The sequence below is a fragment of the Streptomyces sp. NPDC041068 genome (assembly GCF_040647455.1).
GTDB lineage: Bacteria > Actinomycetota > Actinomycetes > Streptomycetales > Streptomycetaceae > Streptomyces.
Genome location: NZ_JBEZCG010000005.1, coordinates 107,433 through 121,791, shown reverse-complemented (window position 1 = coordinate 121,791; position 14,359 = coordinate 107,433). Strand labels below are relative to the sequence as shown.

Here is a 14,359-nt window from a genome sequence, read left to right as displayed (position 1 = left end):
CACCGAACGTGCATCCACAAGTACGTAGTTGTCGGCCCCGAGCATGTTCCGTGGGAATGTGCCAGTGCCTTCCGCACGGGCCTTTCCGCTGCATAACCTCCGCGTCACCGCAGCGCACCCAGACAGGTGTGCGTGCGGTTTGGGGAGGGGAGTTCCGAGTGCCCGGTATAGATATCTGCCTGCTGGAAGTCATGTCCGTACCGGGCGCTCGGGGTGCGGCCCTCGTGGACTGGACGTGTGGTCTCTCGCTCGGCTCGGCCGGTGAACCGCCGCACGGCGAGGCCGAGTCGGCGGCCGCTGAGGCCGCGGATCTGGCCCGCATGTCCGTGGAGTACGGAGCCTTCCGGCCCGGCGGTGTGCCCGGCGGCATCGAGGACGCGGTCCCCGGCGGCCGCTCCGACGTCGAGGACCTCATCGTCACCACGCGGACCGAGTACCACGTACTCAGGTTCGTGGAGACCGACTTCGACAGCAGCGTCTTCCTGCACATATGGCTCGACCGCGACACGGGCAACCTCGCCGTCGCGCGCCTGCGGCTCCAGGACGTGGCCCGACGTCTGGTCCTGGAATGACGACCGCCGCGCCCGCTCCCGCACCGGACCCCGTCCTGCCGACCCGGTGCTCGATGCTCGTACGGCTCGCCATGGAGGGAGCCACCGGGGCGCTGATGCGCGACGCGGGGACGCTCTATCTCGCCGAGGGCCGCGTCGTCCACGCCGAGAGCTCGGCGGCGCCCGGCGTCGACGTCCTCCTGACGGCGGGCGGGCGGCTGCCGCGCGCGGTCTGGGACGAGGCCGTCGGGCGTGCGGGGCCGAAGCGGGGAGTGGCCCGACTCCTGGTCGACGGCGGCCACTTGAGGCCCGGCGAGCTGGAGATCTGCCTGCTGACCGCGCTGTTCGACGCCGCGCTCTTCGCCCTGGCCCCGGGCAGCGGCCCGACCCGGTTCCAGCACGGCGTCGCGCACGGCCTCGGCGCGGCACGCCCCGTCCCCGCCGAGCTGGTCGAGGGGGAGTCGCGCCGCCGCAGGAAGCTGCTCGACCGCCTCTGGCCGGGGCCCGAGATGGACACGGCCCCGGTGGTGCGCCTGCCGCCCGTGGCCGGGCAGTACGTGCCGGGGCGGCAGCGCGCGCTGCTCGACCTCGCCGACGGCAGGCGCACTCCCGCGGACCTCTCCCGGCTGCTCGGCAGGCCCGCCTTCCACGTCCTCCTCGAGGTGCGGCGCCTCGCCGTCGCGGGGCTGATCGACGTGCCGCGCCAGGCCCCGCCACCGAAGCCCCCCGCTCCCCCACCCCCACCCGCACCCGCCCGGCCGACGACCCGTGCCTCCCCGCCCGTCGTCGTCGGTACGGACGGCTTCGCCGAGACGGACATCGCCCTCCTGCGCCGGGTCCGTGACGCTCTGGAGGCCCTGTGAAGCCCCGTTCCGACCACCACCGGTCCGCGGGTGCCCCGTCATGAGGCGGATCGCGCAGCGCCGCGCCTGGAGGAGGCAACTGATGGCGGCAGAACCGGAATTGCTCCGCGAACTCAGACGGCTGCGGGCCTGTGTGCCCCAGCTCACCGGTGCTCTGGCGGCCGACACCGACGGCAAGGTGCTGGCCGGAGACACCACGCACGACGAGGCCGAGTACATCGCCGGCCTCACCGCGGGCGCCCTCGACGTCGCCCTGAGGCTGGCGGACGCAGCCGGCCGGGGCCGGGCGTCGGAGCTCCTGATCCAAGGCGAGAAGGGGTACGTCGCGGCCTACGCGGCAGGCCCTTCCGCCGTCCTGACCCTCCTGGCGGAACCGCGCGTCAACGTGGGCCGGCTCCACCTGGAGGCACGCCGGTCCAGCGCCCGTATCCGAGATCTGCTCGACGGTGCGCTCGAACGACTGGAGAACACCTGACCATGACTCCCCCCTCGGCCCGCTCAACCAACAGACGAAAAGGAAGTACGAGCATGTACAACACGGAAAGCGCGCTGAAAGAAGCGATGACCGCGATCGACGGCACCCTGGGCGCCGCGCTGGTCGACTACAGCAGCGGCATGGCCCTCGGCACCCTGGGAGGGAACAAGGAAATCGACCTGAACGTGGCCGCGGCGGGAAACACCGACGTGGTGCGGGCCAAGGTGCGCACCATGGAGATGCTCGGCCTCAAGAGCGAGATCGAGGACATCCTGATCACGCTCAACGATCAGTACCACATGATCCGGCTGCTGAAGTCCCGTAACAACAGCGGTCTCTTCCTCTATCTGGCCCTCGACAAGGACAAGGCGAATCTGGCGATGGCCCGGCATCAGCTCAAGAAGATCGAGTCCGAACTGGACGTCTGACGCGCCCGACAACGACACCCGACAACAACGCGCGACGACAACGCGCGCCAACAACACCGCGCCCTCCCGACGTTCGGGCAGGGCGCGGTGAACTAACCGTCCGAGCTCGATGAGTTGCTGTTGTTGCCGCCGTAGATCCGGCCGCTCTTCTTCACGGCCATGACCAGTTCCGCCGAGGTGGTCGTCACCTTCGCCACTCCGTGGACCCAGCGCGGTCCGCCCCGGGCCGCCCAGACGACCGCGCCCAGGCCCGCCGCCGCGACCAGCACCCCCATGGTGAGCAGCACGATCATCATCGGCCTCCCCCTTCTTCGTACGAGCCTTCGGCAGGCCCTCTTCGCACGGAAGGGGATTTTCTCAGACGCGGCTTCGTGCCGGGAAGCCGTGCCTGCGGGCCGCGGCCACCACCAGCAGCACCGGGATCAGGAGCAGCAGGATCGTCCACGGGAAGGACGAGGAGCCGACCAGGCCGAGGAGGATGCCGCCGAAGACGCCGCCGCCCGCCATGGCCACGTTCCACAGGGTCACGAGCATCGCCTGGGCCGCGTCCGCCGCGTCGCCGCCCGCCTCGCCCGCGGCGGTCTGCAGGAGGGTCGGCGCACCGCCCCAGCCAAGGCCCCACAGGGTCACGGCCGCGTAGACCGGCGCGGGGCTGTCGGAGAACAGGGCGAGGACGGCCGCCGCCGCGCCCACCAGGAGCACGCTCGCCAGGGTCAGGGCGCGCAGCCTGCGGTGGATCAGGGCGCCCACGATCCAGATGCCGGCGAGGGAGGCGGCACCGAAGACGAGCAGGACGAGATCCGTGGAGCCGCCCATGCCGAGCTCGTCGAGGAAGGTGGCGATGTACGTGTAGAGGACCGTGTGCGCGAGGACGAAGACCAGGGTCACGAAGAGGACCGGGCTCACACCGGGTACGCGCAGGGTGCTCAGGACGGGGATCTTCTCACCGCGCGGCCGGCCGGGGTGGTCGGGGACGAGCGCGGCGATCCAGGCCAGCAGTCCCACCGTGAGGCCGGTCATGATCAGGAACGCGATCTGCCAGCTGAGCACCTTGCCGAGGAACGTGCCCGCGGGGACGCCGAGCGACAGCGCGACGGGGATGCCCGCCATGGCGATGGCGATGGCCTTGCCCTGGAGGTGGGCGGGGGCCATGCGGCGGGCGTAGCCGGCGAGGAGCGCCCAGGCGAGGCCCGCGGCGACACCGGCGACGAAGCGGGCCACCATGGTGACCGGGTAGTCGGCGGAGACCGCCGTGACGGTGTTGGCGGCGGCGAAGCCCGCCATCGCCGCGAGGAGCAGTCGCTTGCGGCGCCACCCGGAGGTGGCCGCGGTGAGCGGTATGGCGGTGAGGGCGGTGCCGATGGCGTAGATGGTGACCGTCTGGCCGGTCGCGGATTCACTGACGCCCAGGTCGGCGCTCATCGCGGGGAGCAGGCCCGCGGGCAGGGTCTCGGTGAGGCTGGTGATGAAGACGGCGGTGGCGAGGGCGAGGAGGGCGAGAAGGGGAAGCTTCTGCGGCTCGCCCTCGTTCGCTGCCGCCTTCCCGTTCCCGGTGCGGTGTGCTGCCGTGGTCTCGGTGGCTTCTGCGGTGCGCATGCCGGTCAGATCCTTTCGGTACGTGTACGGGGCTGTGTACGGGGGATGTCCGCGGCCAGGCGGAGTGCGGTGCGGGCGGTCTCGTCGGGGGAGGCGCGACATCGGACCAGCGGGGCAAGGGAGTTGACGGCCGGGTCGGCGGACGAGGCGGTGAGGACGACCGAGCCGTCATCGCGCAGGAGGCCGAGCAGGGCGGGCGCGGGCGGTGCGGGCAGACCGCAGTCCGCGTGGACGAAGAGGAGGTCGATGCCGCCGAGCCGCTCGCGGACGGCGGGGGCCAGCGCGGCGACGGCCGCGGGGTCCTTCGGGTCGGAGCCGACGACGTGGGCGCGGGAGCCGACCTCGACGGCGGCCTCGTCGAGGTCGGCACCGGGGCCTCCGGTCACCAGGACCTCGGCGCCGCCCTCGACCAGCCGCTTGGCGATGGCGAGGCCGAGGCCGGTGGCGCCGCCGACGACCACGGCTTTCCTGCCTGCGTACTTGGGCATCGGGCCCTCCCCTGCTTCCGGCGTCCGCCGTGTGTGGTGCGGCTGCTGACAGGGACGACTGTGCGGGCGAGGGCTTCGGGACCGCTGATGGTCTGCTGATGGCCCCGCAGGTGGCCCCGCAGGTGGCCCCGCTGCCGGTCTGCGGGGAGGCCTGCGCGGGCCGGTGTGTACGGTGATCCGCATGCGGTTCGGGGTGCTCGGTCCACTGGCGGTGTGGGACGGCGAGGGGGAGTCCGTCAAGGTTCCCGAGGCGAAGGTCAGGGCGTTGCTCGCCGACCTTCTGGTGCACGAGGGGAAGCCGGTCTCCGCCGACCGGCTCGTCGACGACCTCTGGGGCGAGGCCCCTCCGGGCAATCCGGCCAACGCCCTGCAGTCCAAGGTCTCCCAGCTGCGCCGCGCCCTGGGCCGCGACCGCGTGGTGCACCAGGCGCCGGGCTACCGGCTGCGGGTGGACGTGGCGGCCGGGGACGAGGTGGACGCGGACCGCTTCCGCGCTCTGGTGGAGGAGGCGCGGCGCGAGGCGGACCCGCGACGCCGTGCCGACCTCCTGACGACGGCCCTGGATCTGTGGCGGGGCCCCGCGTACGCGGACTTCGCGGACGAGGAGTTCGTACGCACTGCTGCCGGCCGCCTGGCCGAGCAACGGCTCGCGGTCCTTGAGGAACGGGCCGAGGCGAGGCTCGCCGCGGGGGACCACACGCTGCTGACCGGCGAGTTGGCGGGCCTGGTGGCCCAGCACCCCCTGCGGGAACGCCTGCGGGCGGTACAGCTGCGTGCGCTGTACCTGGCGGGCCGCCAGAGCGAGGCGCTCGCTTCGTACGGGGCGCTGCGAGAACGGCTGGCGGAGGAGTTGGGTCTGGACCCGGGCCCGGAGCTGACGGCGCTGCACGAGGCGATACTCCGCCAGGACCCGGAGTTGTCGGAGTCCTCCCTGCCTCCGTCTCCCCCTGCCGCTCCAGCCCCTGACGGAACACCGGGCCCCCGTACCAATCTGCCCGCCCAGCTCACCCCGCTCGTCGGGCGTGCGGCGGCCGTGGCCGAGGTCGGTCGACTCCTGGTCTCCGCACGGCTCGTGACGCTGACGGGGCCCGGCGGTGTGGGCAAGACGCGGCTCGCTTTGGAGGCGGCCGCGGAAGCCTCTTCCTTCCCCGACGGTGTCCGGCTCGTCGAGTTCGCCGGGCAGCGGGGCGGGAGCACGGTCGACGATCTCGCCCAGGCCGTTTCCACCGCCCTCGGGCTCCGTGACGACCTGCCCGCGGGCGTACCCGGCCTCGCCCCGTCCTCCCCCGCCGACCGCCTCGCCGCCGCCCTGCGGGACCGCCGCACGCTGCTGGTTCTCGACAACTGCGAGCAGGTCGTCGCCGAAGCCGCCGAGCTCGCGGAGACCCTGCTGCGTGCCGCGCCCGGCGTACGCGTCCTCGCCACCAGCCAGGAGCCGCTCTGCCTCACGGGCGAGGCCGTGTTCGTGGTGGAGCCCCTGCGGCCCGATGACGCGGTCAGCCTCTTCACCGCCCGCGCCGCCGCCGCGGCCCCCGGTTTCGGCGGCGAGGCGGACGCCGAGGCCGTCGCGGAGATCTGCCGCCGCCTCGACGGCATCCCGCTCGCCCTCGAACTCGCCGCAACGCGTGTACGGGCCCTGGGGGTACGGGAGTTGGCCGATCGGCTCGGCGACCGATTCCGGCTGCTGACCTCCGGGCGGCGCGGCGCCCCCGCCCGGCAGCAGACCCTGCGGGCCGTCATCGACTGGAGCTGGGAGCTGCTCAGCGCGCCGGAGCGGATCGTGCTGCGGCGACTCGCCGTGCACCGTGACGGCTGCACGCTGGAGGCGGCGGAGGAGGTGTGCGCGGGGGACGGCGTGGCCCGCGAGGAGGTCCTCGACCTGGTGACGCGCCTCGTCGAACGTTCCCTGGTCGTCATGGTGCCGGGGACCGCGGGGGTCGCGCCGCGGTATCGCCTCCTTGAGTCCGTGGCGGCGTACGCGAGGGAACGCCTGCGGGAGTTGGAGGATCTCAGCGGCGTCCAGGAACGTCACCTGCGGTACTACGTGGCCCTGGCCGAGCGTGCGGAGCCGTTCCTTCGCGGGGGCGAGCAGCGGGACTGGCTCCGTCGGCTGGATGCGGAGTCGTCCAACTTCCGGGCGGCGTCGGCGTTCGGCCGGGGGGCGGACGAAGGCGTGCGGCTCGGCTCCGCCTTGGTCTGGTGGTGGTTGCTGCGGGGGCGGTTGGCGGAGGGGCGACGTGAGCTGTCCGCGGTGCAGGAGGCTTCGCCGGGGGCGGGGGAGCTTCGTTTGTTGCGGGATGCGTTCGGGTTGCTGACGGGGGAGCGGTCGGCTGACGACTGCGGGTTCGTTGCGGTTGCTCGCGCAGTTCCCCGCACCCCTGAAGGGGCGCGTTTCCTCTGGATGTATGCGTACGCGCTGTTCAGCTGTGGGGAGCCTGTCGCCAGCGAAGAGGTGAACTCACAAGCCCTCGCCCTCGCCGAGGAAACCGGCGATCGGTGGTCTGTCGCGGCCGCGCTGTCATTGCGGGCCATGCACGCGTTGATCCGGGGGGATCTCGACACGATCGGGCGGGACGGGCGGCGCGGGGCGGAGCTGTTCCGTGAACTGGGCGACGGCTGGGGAGAGTTGCAGACCGTCACGCCGCTTGCCGTGCTCGCGGAGATCAAGGGGGAGTACGCAGAGGCCGTGCGCCGCCAGGAGGAAGGACTCCGCATCGCCCGGGAGCTCGGGCTCGCGGCGGAGGTCTCGGCACGGCTCTCCGGGCTCGGAAGGCTGGCCCTGCTCACGCGCGAGTGGGACAGGGCCGACGAACTCCACACACAGGCACGCGAGTTGGCGGTGGAGCAGGGCTACAGGTACGGGGAGATCCACTCGGACATGGGCCTCGCGCTGGGGGCACGGCGGGCGGGTGACCTGGAGTCGGCGGAGAGGTATCTCCTGCGTATCCGCGACCGCCATGCCGAGGTCTCCTCACCGACGGGTGACCATCTGCTCCAGGCGGAGCTGGGCTTCCTGGCGGAGTTGCGGGGTGACGTGGAAGGGGCGAGGTCCCATCACGTACGCGCTCTTGAGCTGGCCAAGTCCTTGGCGGAGCCGCGGGCGCTGGCCCTGGCCCTGGAAGGGCTGGCAGGGGTGGCGGCGTTGTCCGGGGAGGCAGAGGAGGCGGCCCTGCTGCTGGGCGCGGCGGACGCGGCCCGCCGAAGCGTGGGGGCTCCGCTGCCACGAGCCGAGCGCATGGACGTCGACAGAATCACTGCCTCGGCAAGGACCGCGTTGGGCGAGGCGGGGTTCACGGAGGCGTTCACGAAGGGCTCGGCCCTGCCTCCCGAGAACTTGCCGTAAGCGATTCGGGCGCGGGTTGGCGGGGGCTTGTCGCGCAGGGTCCCGCACTCCTGAAGGGGCGCGGCCCTGCGCCCTGCGCGGCGTCGGCGGCAGCTACTGGGGGTGCCTGTTCCACACGGTGGGCACCGCCGACGGCGCCCACACCGTCTCCCTCCAGACCAACACCGCGTGGAAGACCTGGGACGTCCTGTTCAAGGTCGTCGAAGCGGAGTTCGGCGTCTCCCTGAAGGCGTGACCCCCTTCGCGAACGAGGCGCGCCCCGGGCCTGCTTCGGGGCTCCACCGGCGCCTTCGCGTCCACGAGGCCCAGGCCCGGCCGGCACCCGGTTAGGGTTCGTACAGGAATTCGGAATCTCCATGGGGGAGGCCACGCACATGGCACTGTTCGGCAACGCACACACCGTCGACCCGGGCAAGGCGCAGAACGAGTACGCCCGCCTGCTCGGCCACGGCGAGCAGGTGCACGCCGCGTACACCCTGATACGCGACACCATGCTGTTCACCGACCGTCGGCTGATCATGGTCGACAAGCAGGGCATCACCGGCAAGAAGGTCGAGTACCACTCGATCCCCTACCGCAGCATCACCCACTTCGCCGTGGAGACCGCGGGCCACTTCGACCTGGACGCGGAACTGAAGATCTGGATCTCCAGCAACCCGACGCCGCTGCAGAAGACGTTCACCAAGGGCGTGAACATCTACGAGGTGCAGGCGATCCTCACCCAGTTCGTCGCGCGATAGCCCTGGCGAAAGCGACGGCGACGGAGTGCTGTGCTACTGAGGCGTAGGTCCTAAGTCGGCTTGTGCGCAATGCCGTTGCCACCTCCGTCGCCGCGCCCTGGACCAAAGACCGAAGACCCGCCGCCCCTTCCCCTCCCATGCTGAAGCCCAGTCCGACGACGGGAGACAGCATGCGGCACGAAGGCATCAGCAGAGCCCGATTCCTCGCGGGGGCCGGCGCCGTGGGGGTTGCGGCCGCCGTCGGCGGGCCGACCACCGCGGGGTCGGCCGCCGCAGGGACGGGGGTCCGGCGGGGGCTGACCTATCGCGGGGTCTGTTACGAGGTCGGAGACGGGGAGTCCGCCGCCACCGCGTGGAACGCCGAGCGGATGCGGCACGACATGCGGGCCCTCCGCCACCGGCTGCACGCCAACTCCGTCTCCGTCTTCGGAGACGGAGTCGAGCGGCTCTCCGCCACCGCGTCCGAGGCCGCCGAGCGCGGACTGCACGTGTGGCTGCAGCCGCGTCTGGGCGACGTACCGAAGCGGGACATCCTCGACCACCTCGCCGAGACCGGTCGGCACGCCGAGCGGCTGCGGCGGCAGGGCGCGAAGGTGCACCTCGGCGTGGGGTGCGAGTTCGTGCTGTACGTCCCTGGAATCGTGCCCGGCGACAACGCCGTGGAGCGGGTCGAGAACATGCTCAAGGGCAACTACGACCCGCAGAAAATGGCCCTGCGGCTGCGGGACTTCATCGGGCGCGCGGCCAGGACCGGCCGCTCCGTCTTCCACGGGCCCCTCACCTACGGCGCCGCGCACGAGGACGAGGTCGACTGGTCCCTCTTCGACATCGTCGGCGTCAACTATTACGCGTACCACAAGGACAAAGCCGCCTACGTCAAGGAGCTTGCCCCGTACCAGTGTTGGGGCAAGCCCGTCGCGATCACCGAGTGCGGGTCCTGCACCTACGAAGGCGCTCCGCAGGACGGCGGCATGGGCTGGCACGAAGCCGTCGACTACACCAAGGAGCCGCCGGAGATCGCCCCCGGGCTCAAGCGCAGTGAGCGCGCGCAGGCCGCCTATCTCCTGGAGGTCTTCGACGTCTTCGAGTCGATGAACCTGCACGGCGCCCTGGTCTACGACTTCTGCTCCCCCGAGATGCCCCACCTCCCCGACGACCCGGTCCACGACCTCGACATCGCCAGCTACAGCCTCACCAAGACGATCCGGCAGCGGCCCGGCGACCCGGAGTCACCCTGGCACTGGGAGCCGAAGCAGTCCTTCGAAGCCCTGGCCCGCCACTTCGAACGGGCCGCCCGCCGCTGATTCTTGGCACGCGGATGCCTTCCGCCGCCATCCCCCGTGTGCTTGCCTGGTGGCCATTTCGGCTGTCTGGGGCGGGAGTTGCCGCATGCGGAAGCTGTGGAGCGCGGGGGCGTTGGCTGCTGTGCTGGTGCTCGGCGGGTGCGGGGACCCGGGGTCCGGAGGCGAGGGAAGCGCGCCTCCGGCGGCGGTTCCGGAGGCCGGGCGGGACGCGGACGCCCCGTCGTCCTCCCCGTCCCCCGACCGGAAGAAGGACCCTGCGCCGACCTCCACCACCCGGCAGCGCGCCGCCGCCGACCCCCGAGCGAAGTCCAAGTCCCCCACGGTCCTGTACCTGGGGGACTCCCTCGCCATGGAGAACCAGAACGTCCTCGGCGCGCAGATGCGGGCCTCCCTCGGCGCCCGTTATCGCAGCGCGCCCTACTCCGGCACCACCCTCTGCGACTACCTCACCGGCACCGGCAAGGACTCCCTCGTCCCCGACAGGGACAAGGCCGCCACCCTGGTGCGCGAGCAGCGCCCCGACTATGTGGTGCTGCAGTTCTGGGGCAACGCGTGGGGCTACACGCCGTGCATGGACGGCATCACGTACGACAAACAGCGGGAGAAGTACTTCGACCGGTACGCCGCCGACGCACGGGAGTTGGCCTCGCAGATCAGGGCCGCGGGCGGGGCGGACGCGCCGCGCGTCGTGTGGGTGCTGCAAGGGCCCGATCCCATCACGCCCGACCGCGTGCGGCGCGTGAACGAGATCTACGAGGCGCAGGCCAAGGCCTCCGGCGGGATGGTCGCCGACGCGGGGCGCGCCGTCGCACCGCAGTCCGGCCGCTACACGTGGGTCGAGAAGCTGCCGTGCACGGCGTACGAGACGAAGCACCCGGAGTACTGCACGGAGCCGGCCAGCGGCCGCACCGCCCTCCATCGCAGCAAGGACTACCTGCACTTTTGCCTTGCCCCGACCACGGCCAAGTCCCGGCCTTGCCCGGTGCGTTCACCGGGCATCCGGCGGATGGCGGCGGCGATCACCCAGGCGGTCGCCGAAGCGCGCTAGGCCGACGGAGCGGGCCGGGGCGAGGTGCGGGTCGGGACGAGGTGCGGGCAGCTGGAGGCCCCGCGCGGATCCATCCGGCGCGGGGCCTCCAGCGGGATGCTGTGCGCACTGCCGCTCCAGTAAGCGGCAGAGGCGGCGGGTGGAGATCAGCCGCCGATCGGCATGCCGCCGATCAGACCCGAGCCCGGGGCGCCGTCGACGGCACGGGTCGAGGCGCCCGCCAGGGCGTTCGTCTTCGAGGCCAGGTCGTTCTTGGTGGCCAGCTTGTCGGCCAGCTTGCTCGTGGCGTCGGTGATCACCTTGACGTCGAAGTCCTTGAGCGGGTTCTTGACGTCGTTCTTCGAGACCGTACTGCTGTCGACCAGGACTTCACCCTGGGCCTTCGCCGACGGGGCGTTGTCGACGTCGTCGGCGAAGGCGGGGGAGGCCACGCCCAGGGCCATCACGGAACCGGTAACGACCGCGGCGGCCTTCGTGTACTTCACTTCACTTCCCTCTCTGACAGGGAGCCTGTACACGGCCACGACCGTCGCGCCGCCCGGACGCCTTGCTGTGCGCCCGGGGCTTCCGCTGTCCCCCGGCTAACGGGGCGCGCGGCCTGCCGGAAACCCTGATTCCCTGTCAGATTTGACAACCACCCCAACGGCTCAGTGCAGGTCAGCGACCTAGCGAGCCGGTGGCTGCCGCCTGGACGAAGCGGGTGAAGGCGGCCTGGGTGAGGGTGAAGACGGGGCCTTCGGGGTTCTTGCTGTCGCGTATGGCGACGGTTCCGTTTCCGTTGCACTGGGCTTGGGCGATCTCGATGCAGTCGCCGCCACCGCTTCCGCTTCGCGTCGACTTACGCCACGTTGCTCCGTCGAGGGGGGCGCATTCAATGCACTCGCCGCCGGTATCCGAGCTGTACGACGACTTACGCCACGCGACGCCCGTCAACTTCTGGCTGGTCCCCATAACGCTCCTCCATGACCTGGGCGATCAGCACCGCCGAGGACTCCACGGAGAGCGCGGCGGCTCGCAAATGATCGTATCGGAGCGAACCCTCCTTGAGCGCTTGCTGGTTGGCCGTCATGTGCCCTTGGACGAAGTCCTCCGTGTAGACGAGATCCGGGTCGTCATCGAAGCGCAGGAGCGTGAAAGTACCTGGCAGCCCGGCATGCGCACCCGCATTGAATGGAAGCACTTGCACCCGCACCCAGTCCTGCCGTTTCGGCAGGTCCAACAGGTGCGCGAGTTGGTTACGCATGACCTCTCGTCCACCGATCTCCTGGTGCAGCACCGCCTCACTGAGCACCACCCACATCAGCGGTGGATTGTCCCGCTCCAGGATCCGCTGCCGCTCCATCCGTGCGGCCGTGCGGGCATCGAGGTTGTCGTAAGTCCTGACGCCCAGTACGGCACGTGCGTACTCCTCAGTCTGAAGAAGTCCGTAGACCAACTGGGCCTGGAACGCGGAGATGTATGACGCCCTGGCCTCCAACTCCGCGTACGCCTGAAACCACGTAGGCAACTGGCTCCGCAACACCAGCCCCACCAACCGCGAAAAGAACCCATCCGTCCCCAGCGCCGCATCCACCCGCTCGGAGAAATCCCTCGTCGGCACCTTCTTCGCCGTCTCGATCTGGCCGATCAAGGACGCCGTCACGAAGATGCAGCCGCCCAACTGCCCCTGCTTCAGGCCCGCGGCCTCCCGCAGGCGCCGCAGTTCCGAGCCGTAGTAGTCCAGCGGAGACGCGCTGGGGTCGAGGTCGCGGACGTTGACCATGTGCGGCCCCCCCCCAAAGAACCAACGCAACGCCTGGCGGCGTGCGGTTCATGTCGTAGCCCAGCGTAATCGGCCGAATCCACTCTGGTGACATGAATCACGTAACTCCCCATCCCCCGCTGCCCATTCGAGGGATGTGCCGCCTGAGCCTCACCCTTGGTGAGCACTCGGCCCGGCATCTGCGGTTCATTCTCCGTACGTATCTGGGCAGTTGGGGCATGGAGGAGCTCGGGGACTGCGCCGAGCTGGCCCTGACCGAGCTCGTCACGAACGTCGTGCGCCACGTACCGGACCGGCGCTGCGAACTCCTCATCCTGCGCCGCCCGCAGGGCCTGCGGGTGGAGGTCGGCGACCGATGCCCCCGGCTGCCGACGGGGAGCGCGGCAGGGGAACTGGCCGAGGGCGGGCGCGGGTTGCTCATCGTCGCCGCCGTCACCGACCGCTTCGGCTTCGCCCCGCTGCGGGACGGCCGCGGCAAGACGGCCTGGTTCGAGTGCGACGCCAAGGGGCCGGGGCCCGCCACCCCCACCCATTCGGACTAGGCCCGGTCGCCGCACCCGAGGGGCCGTCACACGCTGTGAATCCCTCACCGTAAAGAAACAAGGGGTGGCCATGAGCAGCGCGACTGCGCCCAATGAACCGACGCGTGACGACAGCGGGAGCCGCGGCGCCTGGGCCGCGGGCGGCACCATGTTCGCCGGCGTCCTGATGCTGGTGAACGGCGTCCTCGGAATCCTCGAAGGCATCGCGGGCATCGCCAAGGACGACGTCTACGAACGGATCGGCGACTACGTCTACAAGTTCAACCTCACCACGTGGGGATGGATCCACCTGGCCCTCGGCATCCTCGTGGCCATCACGGGCTACGGAATCCTGAAGGGCGCCGACTGGGGCAAGGCGGCGGGCGTCGCGCTGGCCTCGATCGCGATCGTCGCGCAGTTCCTGTGGCTGCCGTACACGCCGATCTGGGCGCTCATCTCGATCGCGATCGGCGTCTTCGTGATCTGGGCGCTGTGCAACGACCGCCCCGACGGCTCGCGGGCGGGGTGAGCCCCCACTGGGTGCACGCGGGCGACGACGGGCGCGGCGACAAGCGAGTCAAGTCGCTAGGGGGCATTACATATGGTTACGTGCTGTGCACCCAACGTAATATCGCCGGGCCCAGGAAGGACTCCCCATGCGAAGCATCACCCGCTCTCTGGCCATGCTGGCGACCGTCGCCATCGTGTCCGGTACCGCTACGGCCACGGCCTCCGCCATGCCCACGGCGGCGGCACGACCGGCCTCCGCGGCGAGCGTCGAGGACTGCCAGAAGGCCCTGGAATCCCTGCGTGATTCCTTTCCGAACTTCGCCGCGGGCGTGGACAGCGAGACCCAGGACACCATCAACCAGGACATCGACGACGCCATCGACGAGCTCTCGATGGCCGAGACCTACGGCCAGCCGAAGGTGATGGAGGATCTGGCGAAACTCGGCGGCAAGCTCAAGCCGGCGCAGGCCAACCAGCTGGTCGCCGCCGCGGGCAAGATCGTGACCGCGTGCCCGCACACGGTGCCCGAGGACGAGTCGGTGGGGTCCACGGACGCCACCGACTCCACGGACGCCACCGACTCCACGGACGCCACGGACGCCACGGACTCTGTCGACGCCCTCATCGACTCCATGGACTCCGCGGACTCCGCGGACTCCGTCGACGCCCTCATCGCCTCCATGGACTGAGGTACCAGTCGCCTCCGCCTCCGCCGGTGTCGGCGTCGCGT

General features: G+C 70.9%; 17 protein-coding genes. 11 read left to right on the top strand and 6 right to left on the bottom strand.

Features of this window, described 5'->3' with window-relative positions; translation table 11 throughout:
- The first annotated feature begins 158 nt into the window (after positions 1–158).
- The 4 genes from AB0B50_RS12985 to AB0B50_RS12970 all read left to right on the top strand — a co-directional run bounded on the left by AB0B50_RS12985 (position 159) and on the right by AB0B50_RS12970 (position 2,317).
- Positions 159–572 carry a hypothetical protein gene (locus AB0B50_RS12985; RefSeq protein ID WP_362329477.1) on the top strand — a complete coding sequence of 138 codons (414 nt, stop codon included), beginning with the start codon at positions 159–161 and terminating at the stop codon, positions 570–572.
- Positions 569–1,414, top strand: coding sequence for a transcriptional regulator (locus AB0B50_RS12980; protein WP_362329474.1), 846 nt, complete (start codon positions 569–571; stop codon positions 1,412–1,414). The genes AB0B50_RS12985 and AB0B50_RS12980 overlap by 4 nt, the downstream gene beginning before the upstream one ends.
- Positions 1,415–1,496: 82 nt before the next feature.
- Positions 1,497–1,889: a roadblock/LC7 domain-containing protein gene (locus AB0B50_RS12975; protein ID WP_362329471.1), complete on the top strand. Its 393-nt coding sequence runs from the start codon at positions 1,497–1,499 to the stop codon at positions 1,887–1,889.
- Between the two features lie 53 nt (positions 1,890–1,942).
- Positions 1,943–2,317: a hypothetical protein gene (locus AB0B50_RS12970; protein WP_362329468.1), complete on the top strand. Its 375-nt coding sequence runs from the start codon at positions 1,943–1,945 to the stop codon at positions 2,315–2,317.
- Between the two features lie 92 nt (positions 2,318–2,409).
- Here the strand turns inward: AB0B50_RS12970 and AB0B50_RS12965 are convergent, their stop codons facing one another.
- The 3 genes from AB0B50_RS12965 to AB0B50_RS12955 all read right to left on the bottom strand — a co-directional run bounded on the left by AB0B50_RS12965 (position 2,410) and on the right by AB0B50_RS12955 (position 4,401).
- A complete protein-coding gene (locus tag AB0B50_RS12965) occupies positions 2,410–2,613 on the bottom strand; it encodes a hypothetical protein (protein WP_362329465.1) in 204 nt (67 codons plus the stop codon).
- Positions 2,614–2,674: 61 nt separating this feature from the next.
- Positions 2,675–3,913: an MFS transporter gene (locus tag AB0B50_RS12960; RefSeq protein WP_362329462.1), complete on the bottom strand. Its 1,239-nt coding sequence runs from the start codon at positions 3,911–3,913 to the stop codon at positions 2,675–2,677.
- Between the two features lie 5 nt (positions 3,914–3,918).
- On the bottom strand, positions 3,919–4,401 hold the full coding sequence (locus AB0B50_RS12955) for an SDR family NAD(P)-dependent oxidoreductase (protein WP_362329459.1): 483 nt from the start codon (positions 4,399–4,401) through the stop codon (positions 3,919–3,921).
- 181 nt (positions 4,402–4,582) lie between these two features.
- Between AB0B50_RS12955 and AB0B50_RS12950 the strand changes: the two genes are divergently transcribed.
- From AB0B50_RS12950 to AB0B50_RS12935, 4 genes are all read left to right on the top strand, one after another.
- Entirely contained in the window at positions 4,583–7,744 is a 3,162-nt protein-coding gene (locus AB0B50_RS12950; RefSeq protein ID WP_362329456.1) for a BTAD domain-containing putative transcriptional regulator, read from the top strand.
- Between the two features lie 374 nt (positions 7,745–8,118).
- Complete coding sequence (locus AB0B50_RS12945; RefSeq protein ID WP_362329454.1) at positions 8,119–8,484, top strand: PH domain-containing protein; 366 nt, start codon at positions 8,119–8,121, stop codon at positions 8,482–8,484.
- A gap of 170 nt (positions 8,485–8,654) precedes the next feature.
- Entirely contained in the window at positions 8,655–9,788 is a 1,134-nt protein-coding gene (locus AB0B50_RS12940) for an abortive phage infection protein (protein ID WP_362329451.1), read from the top strand.
- 85 nt (positions 9,789–9,873) lie between these two features.
- Complete coding sequence (locus tag AB0B50_RS12935; RefSeq protein ID WP_362329449.1) at positions 9,874–10,836, top strand: SGNH/GDSL hydrolase family protein; 963 nt, start codon at positions 9,874–9,876, stop codon at positions 10,834–10,836.
- A gap of 146 nt (positions 10,837–10,982) precedes the next feature.
- Here the strand turns inward: AB0B50_RS12935 and AB0B50_RS12930 are convergent, their stop codons facing one another.
- The 3 genes from AB0B50_RS12930 to AB0B50_RS12920 form a co-directional block, all read right to left on the bottom strand.
- Complete coding sequence (locus AB0B50_RS12930) at positions 10,983–11,321, bottom strand: hypothetical protein (protein ID WP_362329446.1); 339 nt, start codon at positions 11,319–11,321, stop codon at positions 10,983–10,985.
- A gap of 172 nt (positions 11,322–11,493) precedes the next feature.
- Positions 11,494–11,787: a DUF397 domain-containing protein gene (locus AB0B50_RS12925; protein WP_362329443.1), complete on the bottom strand. Its 294-nt coding sequence runs from the start codon at positions 11,785–11,787 to the stop codon at positions 11,494–11,496.
- The gene (locus AB0B50_RS12920; protein WP_362329441.1) at positions 11,747–12,598 is read right to left on the bottom strand and encodes a helix-turn-helix transcriptional regulator; all 852 of its coding nucleotides are present in this window, start codon (positions 12,596–12,598) and stop codon (positions 11,747–11,749) included. Before AB0B50_RS12920 ends, AB0B50_RS12925 begins: the two co-directional genes overlap by 41 nt.
- Before the next feature lie 92 nt (positions 12,599–12,690).
- Here AB0B50_RS12920 and AB0B50_RS12915 point away from each other — a divergent pair, with 92 nt between their 5' ends.
- The 3 genes from AB0B50_RS12915 (at position 12,691) to AB0B50_RS12905 (ending at position 14,318) form a co-directional block, all read left to right on the top strand.
- Positions 12,691–13,140 carry an ATP-binding protein gene (locus tag AB0B50_RS12915; protein ID WP_362329438.1) on the top strand — a complete coding sequence of 150 codons (450 nt, stop codon included), beginning with the start codon at positions 12,691–12,693 and terminating at the stop codon, positions 13,138–13,140.
- A 70-nt stretch (positions 13,141–13,210) separates the two neighbouring features.
- Positions 13,211–13,648 (top strand): hypothetical protein, encoded by a 438-nt coding sequence (locus AB0B50_RS12910; RefSeq protein ID WP_362329436.1) that lies wholly within the window; start codon positions 13,211–13,213, stop codon positions 13,646–13,648.
- A 127-nt stretch (positions 13,649–13,775) separates the two neighbouring features.
- On the top strand, positions 13,776–14,318 hold the full coding sequence (locus AB0B50_RS12905; RefSeq protein WP_362329433.1) for a hypothetical protein: 543 nt from the start codon (positions 13,776–13,778) through the stop codon (positions 14,316–14,318).
- Positions 14,319–14,359: the final 41 nt, after the last annotated feature.

Excerpts from the sequence above, each read along its gene's own strand:
- AB0B50_RS12980 (WP_362329474.1), top strand. The coding sequence starts at position 569 with ATGACGACCGCCGCGCCCGCTCCCGCACCGGACCCCGTCCTGCCGACC.
- AB0B50_RS12975 (WP_362329471.1), top strand. The coding sequence starts at position 1,497 with ATGGCGGCAGAACCGGAATTGCTCCGCGAACTCAGACGGCTGCGGGCC.
- AB0B50_RS12970 (WP_362329468.1), top strand. The coding sequence starts at position 1,943 with ATGTACAACACGGAAAGCGCGCTGAAAGAAGCGATGACCGCGATCGAC.
- AB0B50_RS12965 (WP_362329465.1), bottom strand. The coding sequence starts at position 2,613 with ATGATGATCGTGCTGCTCACCATGGGGGTGCTGGTCGCGGCGGCGGGC.
- AB0B50_RS12960 (WP_362329462.1), bottom strand. The coding sequence starts at position 3,913 with ATGCGCACCGCAGAAGCCACCGAGACCACGGCAGCACACCGCACCGGG.
- AB0B50_RS12955 (WP_362329459.1), bottom strand. The coding sequence starts at position 4,401 with ATGCCCAAGTACGCAGGCAGGAAAGCCGTGGTCGTCGGCGGCGCCACC.
- AB0B50_RS12950 (WP_362329456.1), top strand. The coding sequence starts at position 4,583 with ATGCGGTTCGGGGTGCTCGGTCCACTGGCGGTGTGGGACGGCGAGGGG.
- AB0B50_RS12945 (WP_362329454.1), top strand. The coding sequence starts at position 8,119 with ATGGCACTGTTCGGCAACGCACACACCGTCGACCCGGGCAAGGCGCAG.
- AB0B50_RS12940 (WP_362329451.1), top strand. The coding sequence starts at position 8,655 with ATGCGGCACGAAGGCATCAGCAGAGCCCGATTCCTCGCGGGGGCCGGC.
- AB0B50_RS12935 (WP_362329449.1), top strand. The coding sequence starts at position 9,874 with ATGCGGAAGCTGTGGAGCGCGGGGGCGTTGGCTGCTGTGCTGGTGCTC.
- AB0B50_RS12925 (WP_362329443.1), bottom strand. The coding sequence starts at position 11,787 with ATGGGGACCAGCCAGAAGTTGACGGGCGTCGCGTGGCGTAAGTCGTCG.
- AB0B50_RS12920 (WP_362329441.1), bottom strand. The coding sequence starts at position 12,598 with ATGGTCAACGTCCGCGACCTCGACCCCAGCGCGTCTCCGCTGGACTAC.
- AB0B50_RS12915 (WP_362329438.1), top strand. The coding sequence starts at position 12,691 with ATGAATCACGTAACTCCCCATCCCCCGCTGCCCATTCGAGGGATGTGC.
- AB0B50_RS12910 (WP_362329436.1), top strand. The coding sequence starts at position 13,211 with ATGAGCAGCGCGACTGCGCCCAATGAACCGACGCGTGACGACAGCGGG.
- AB0B50_RS12905 (WP_362329433.1), top strand. The coding sequence starts at position 13,776 with ATGCGAAGCATCACCCGCTCTCTGGCCATGCTGGCGACCGTCGCCATC.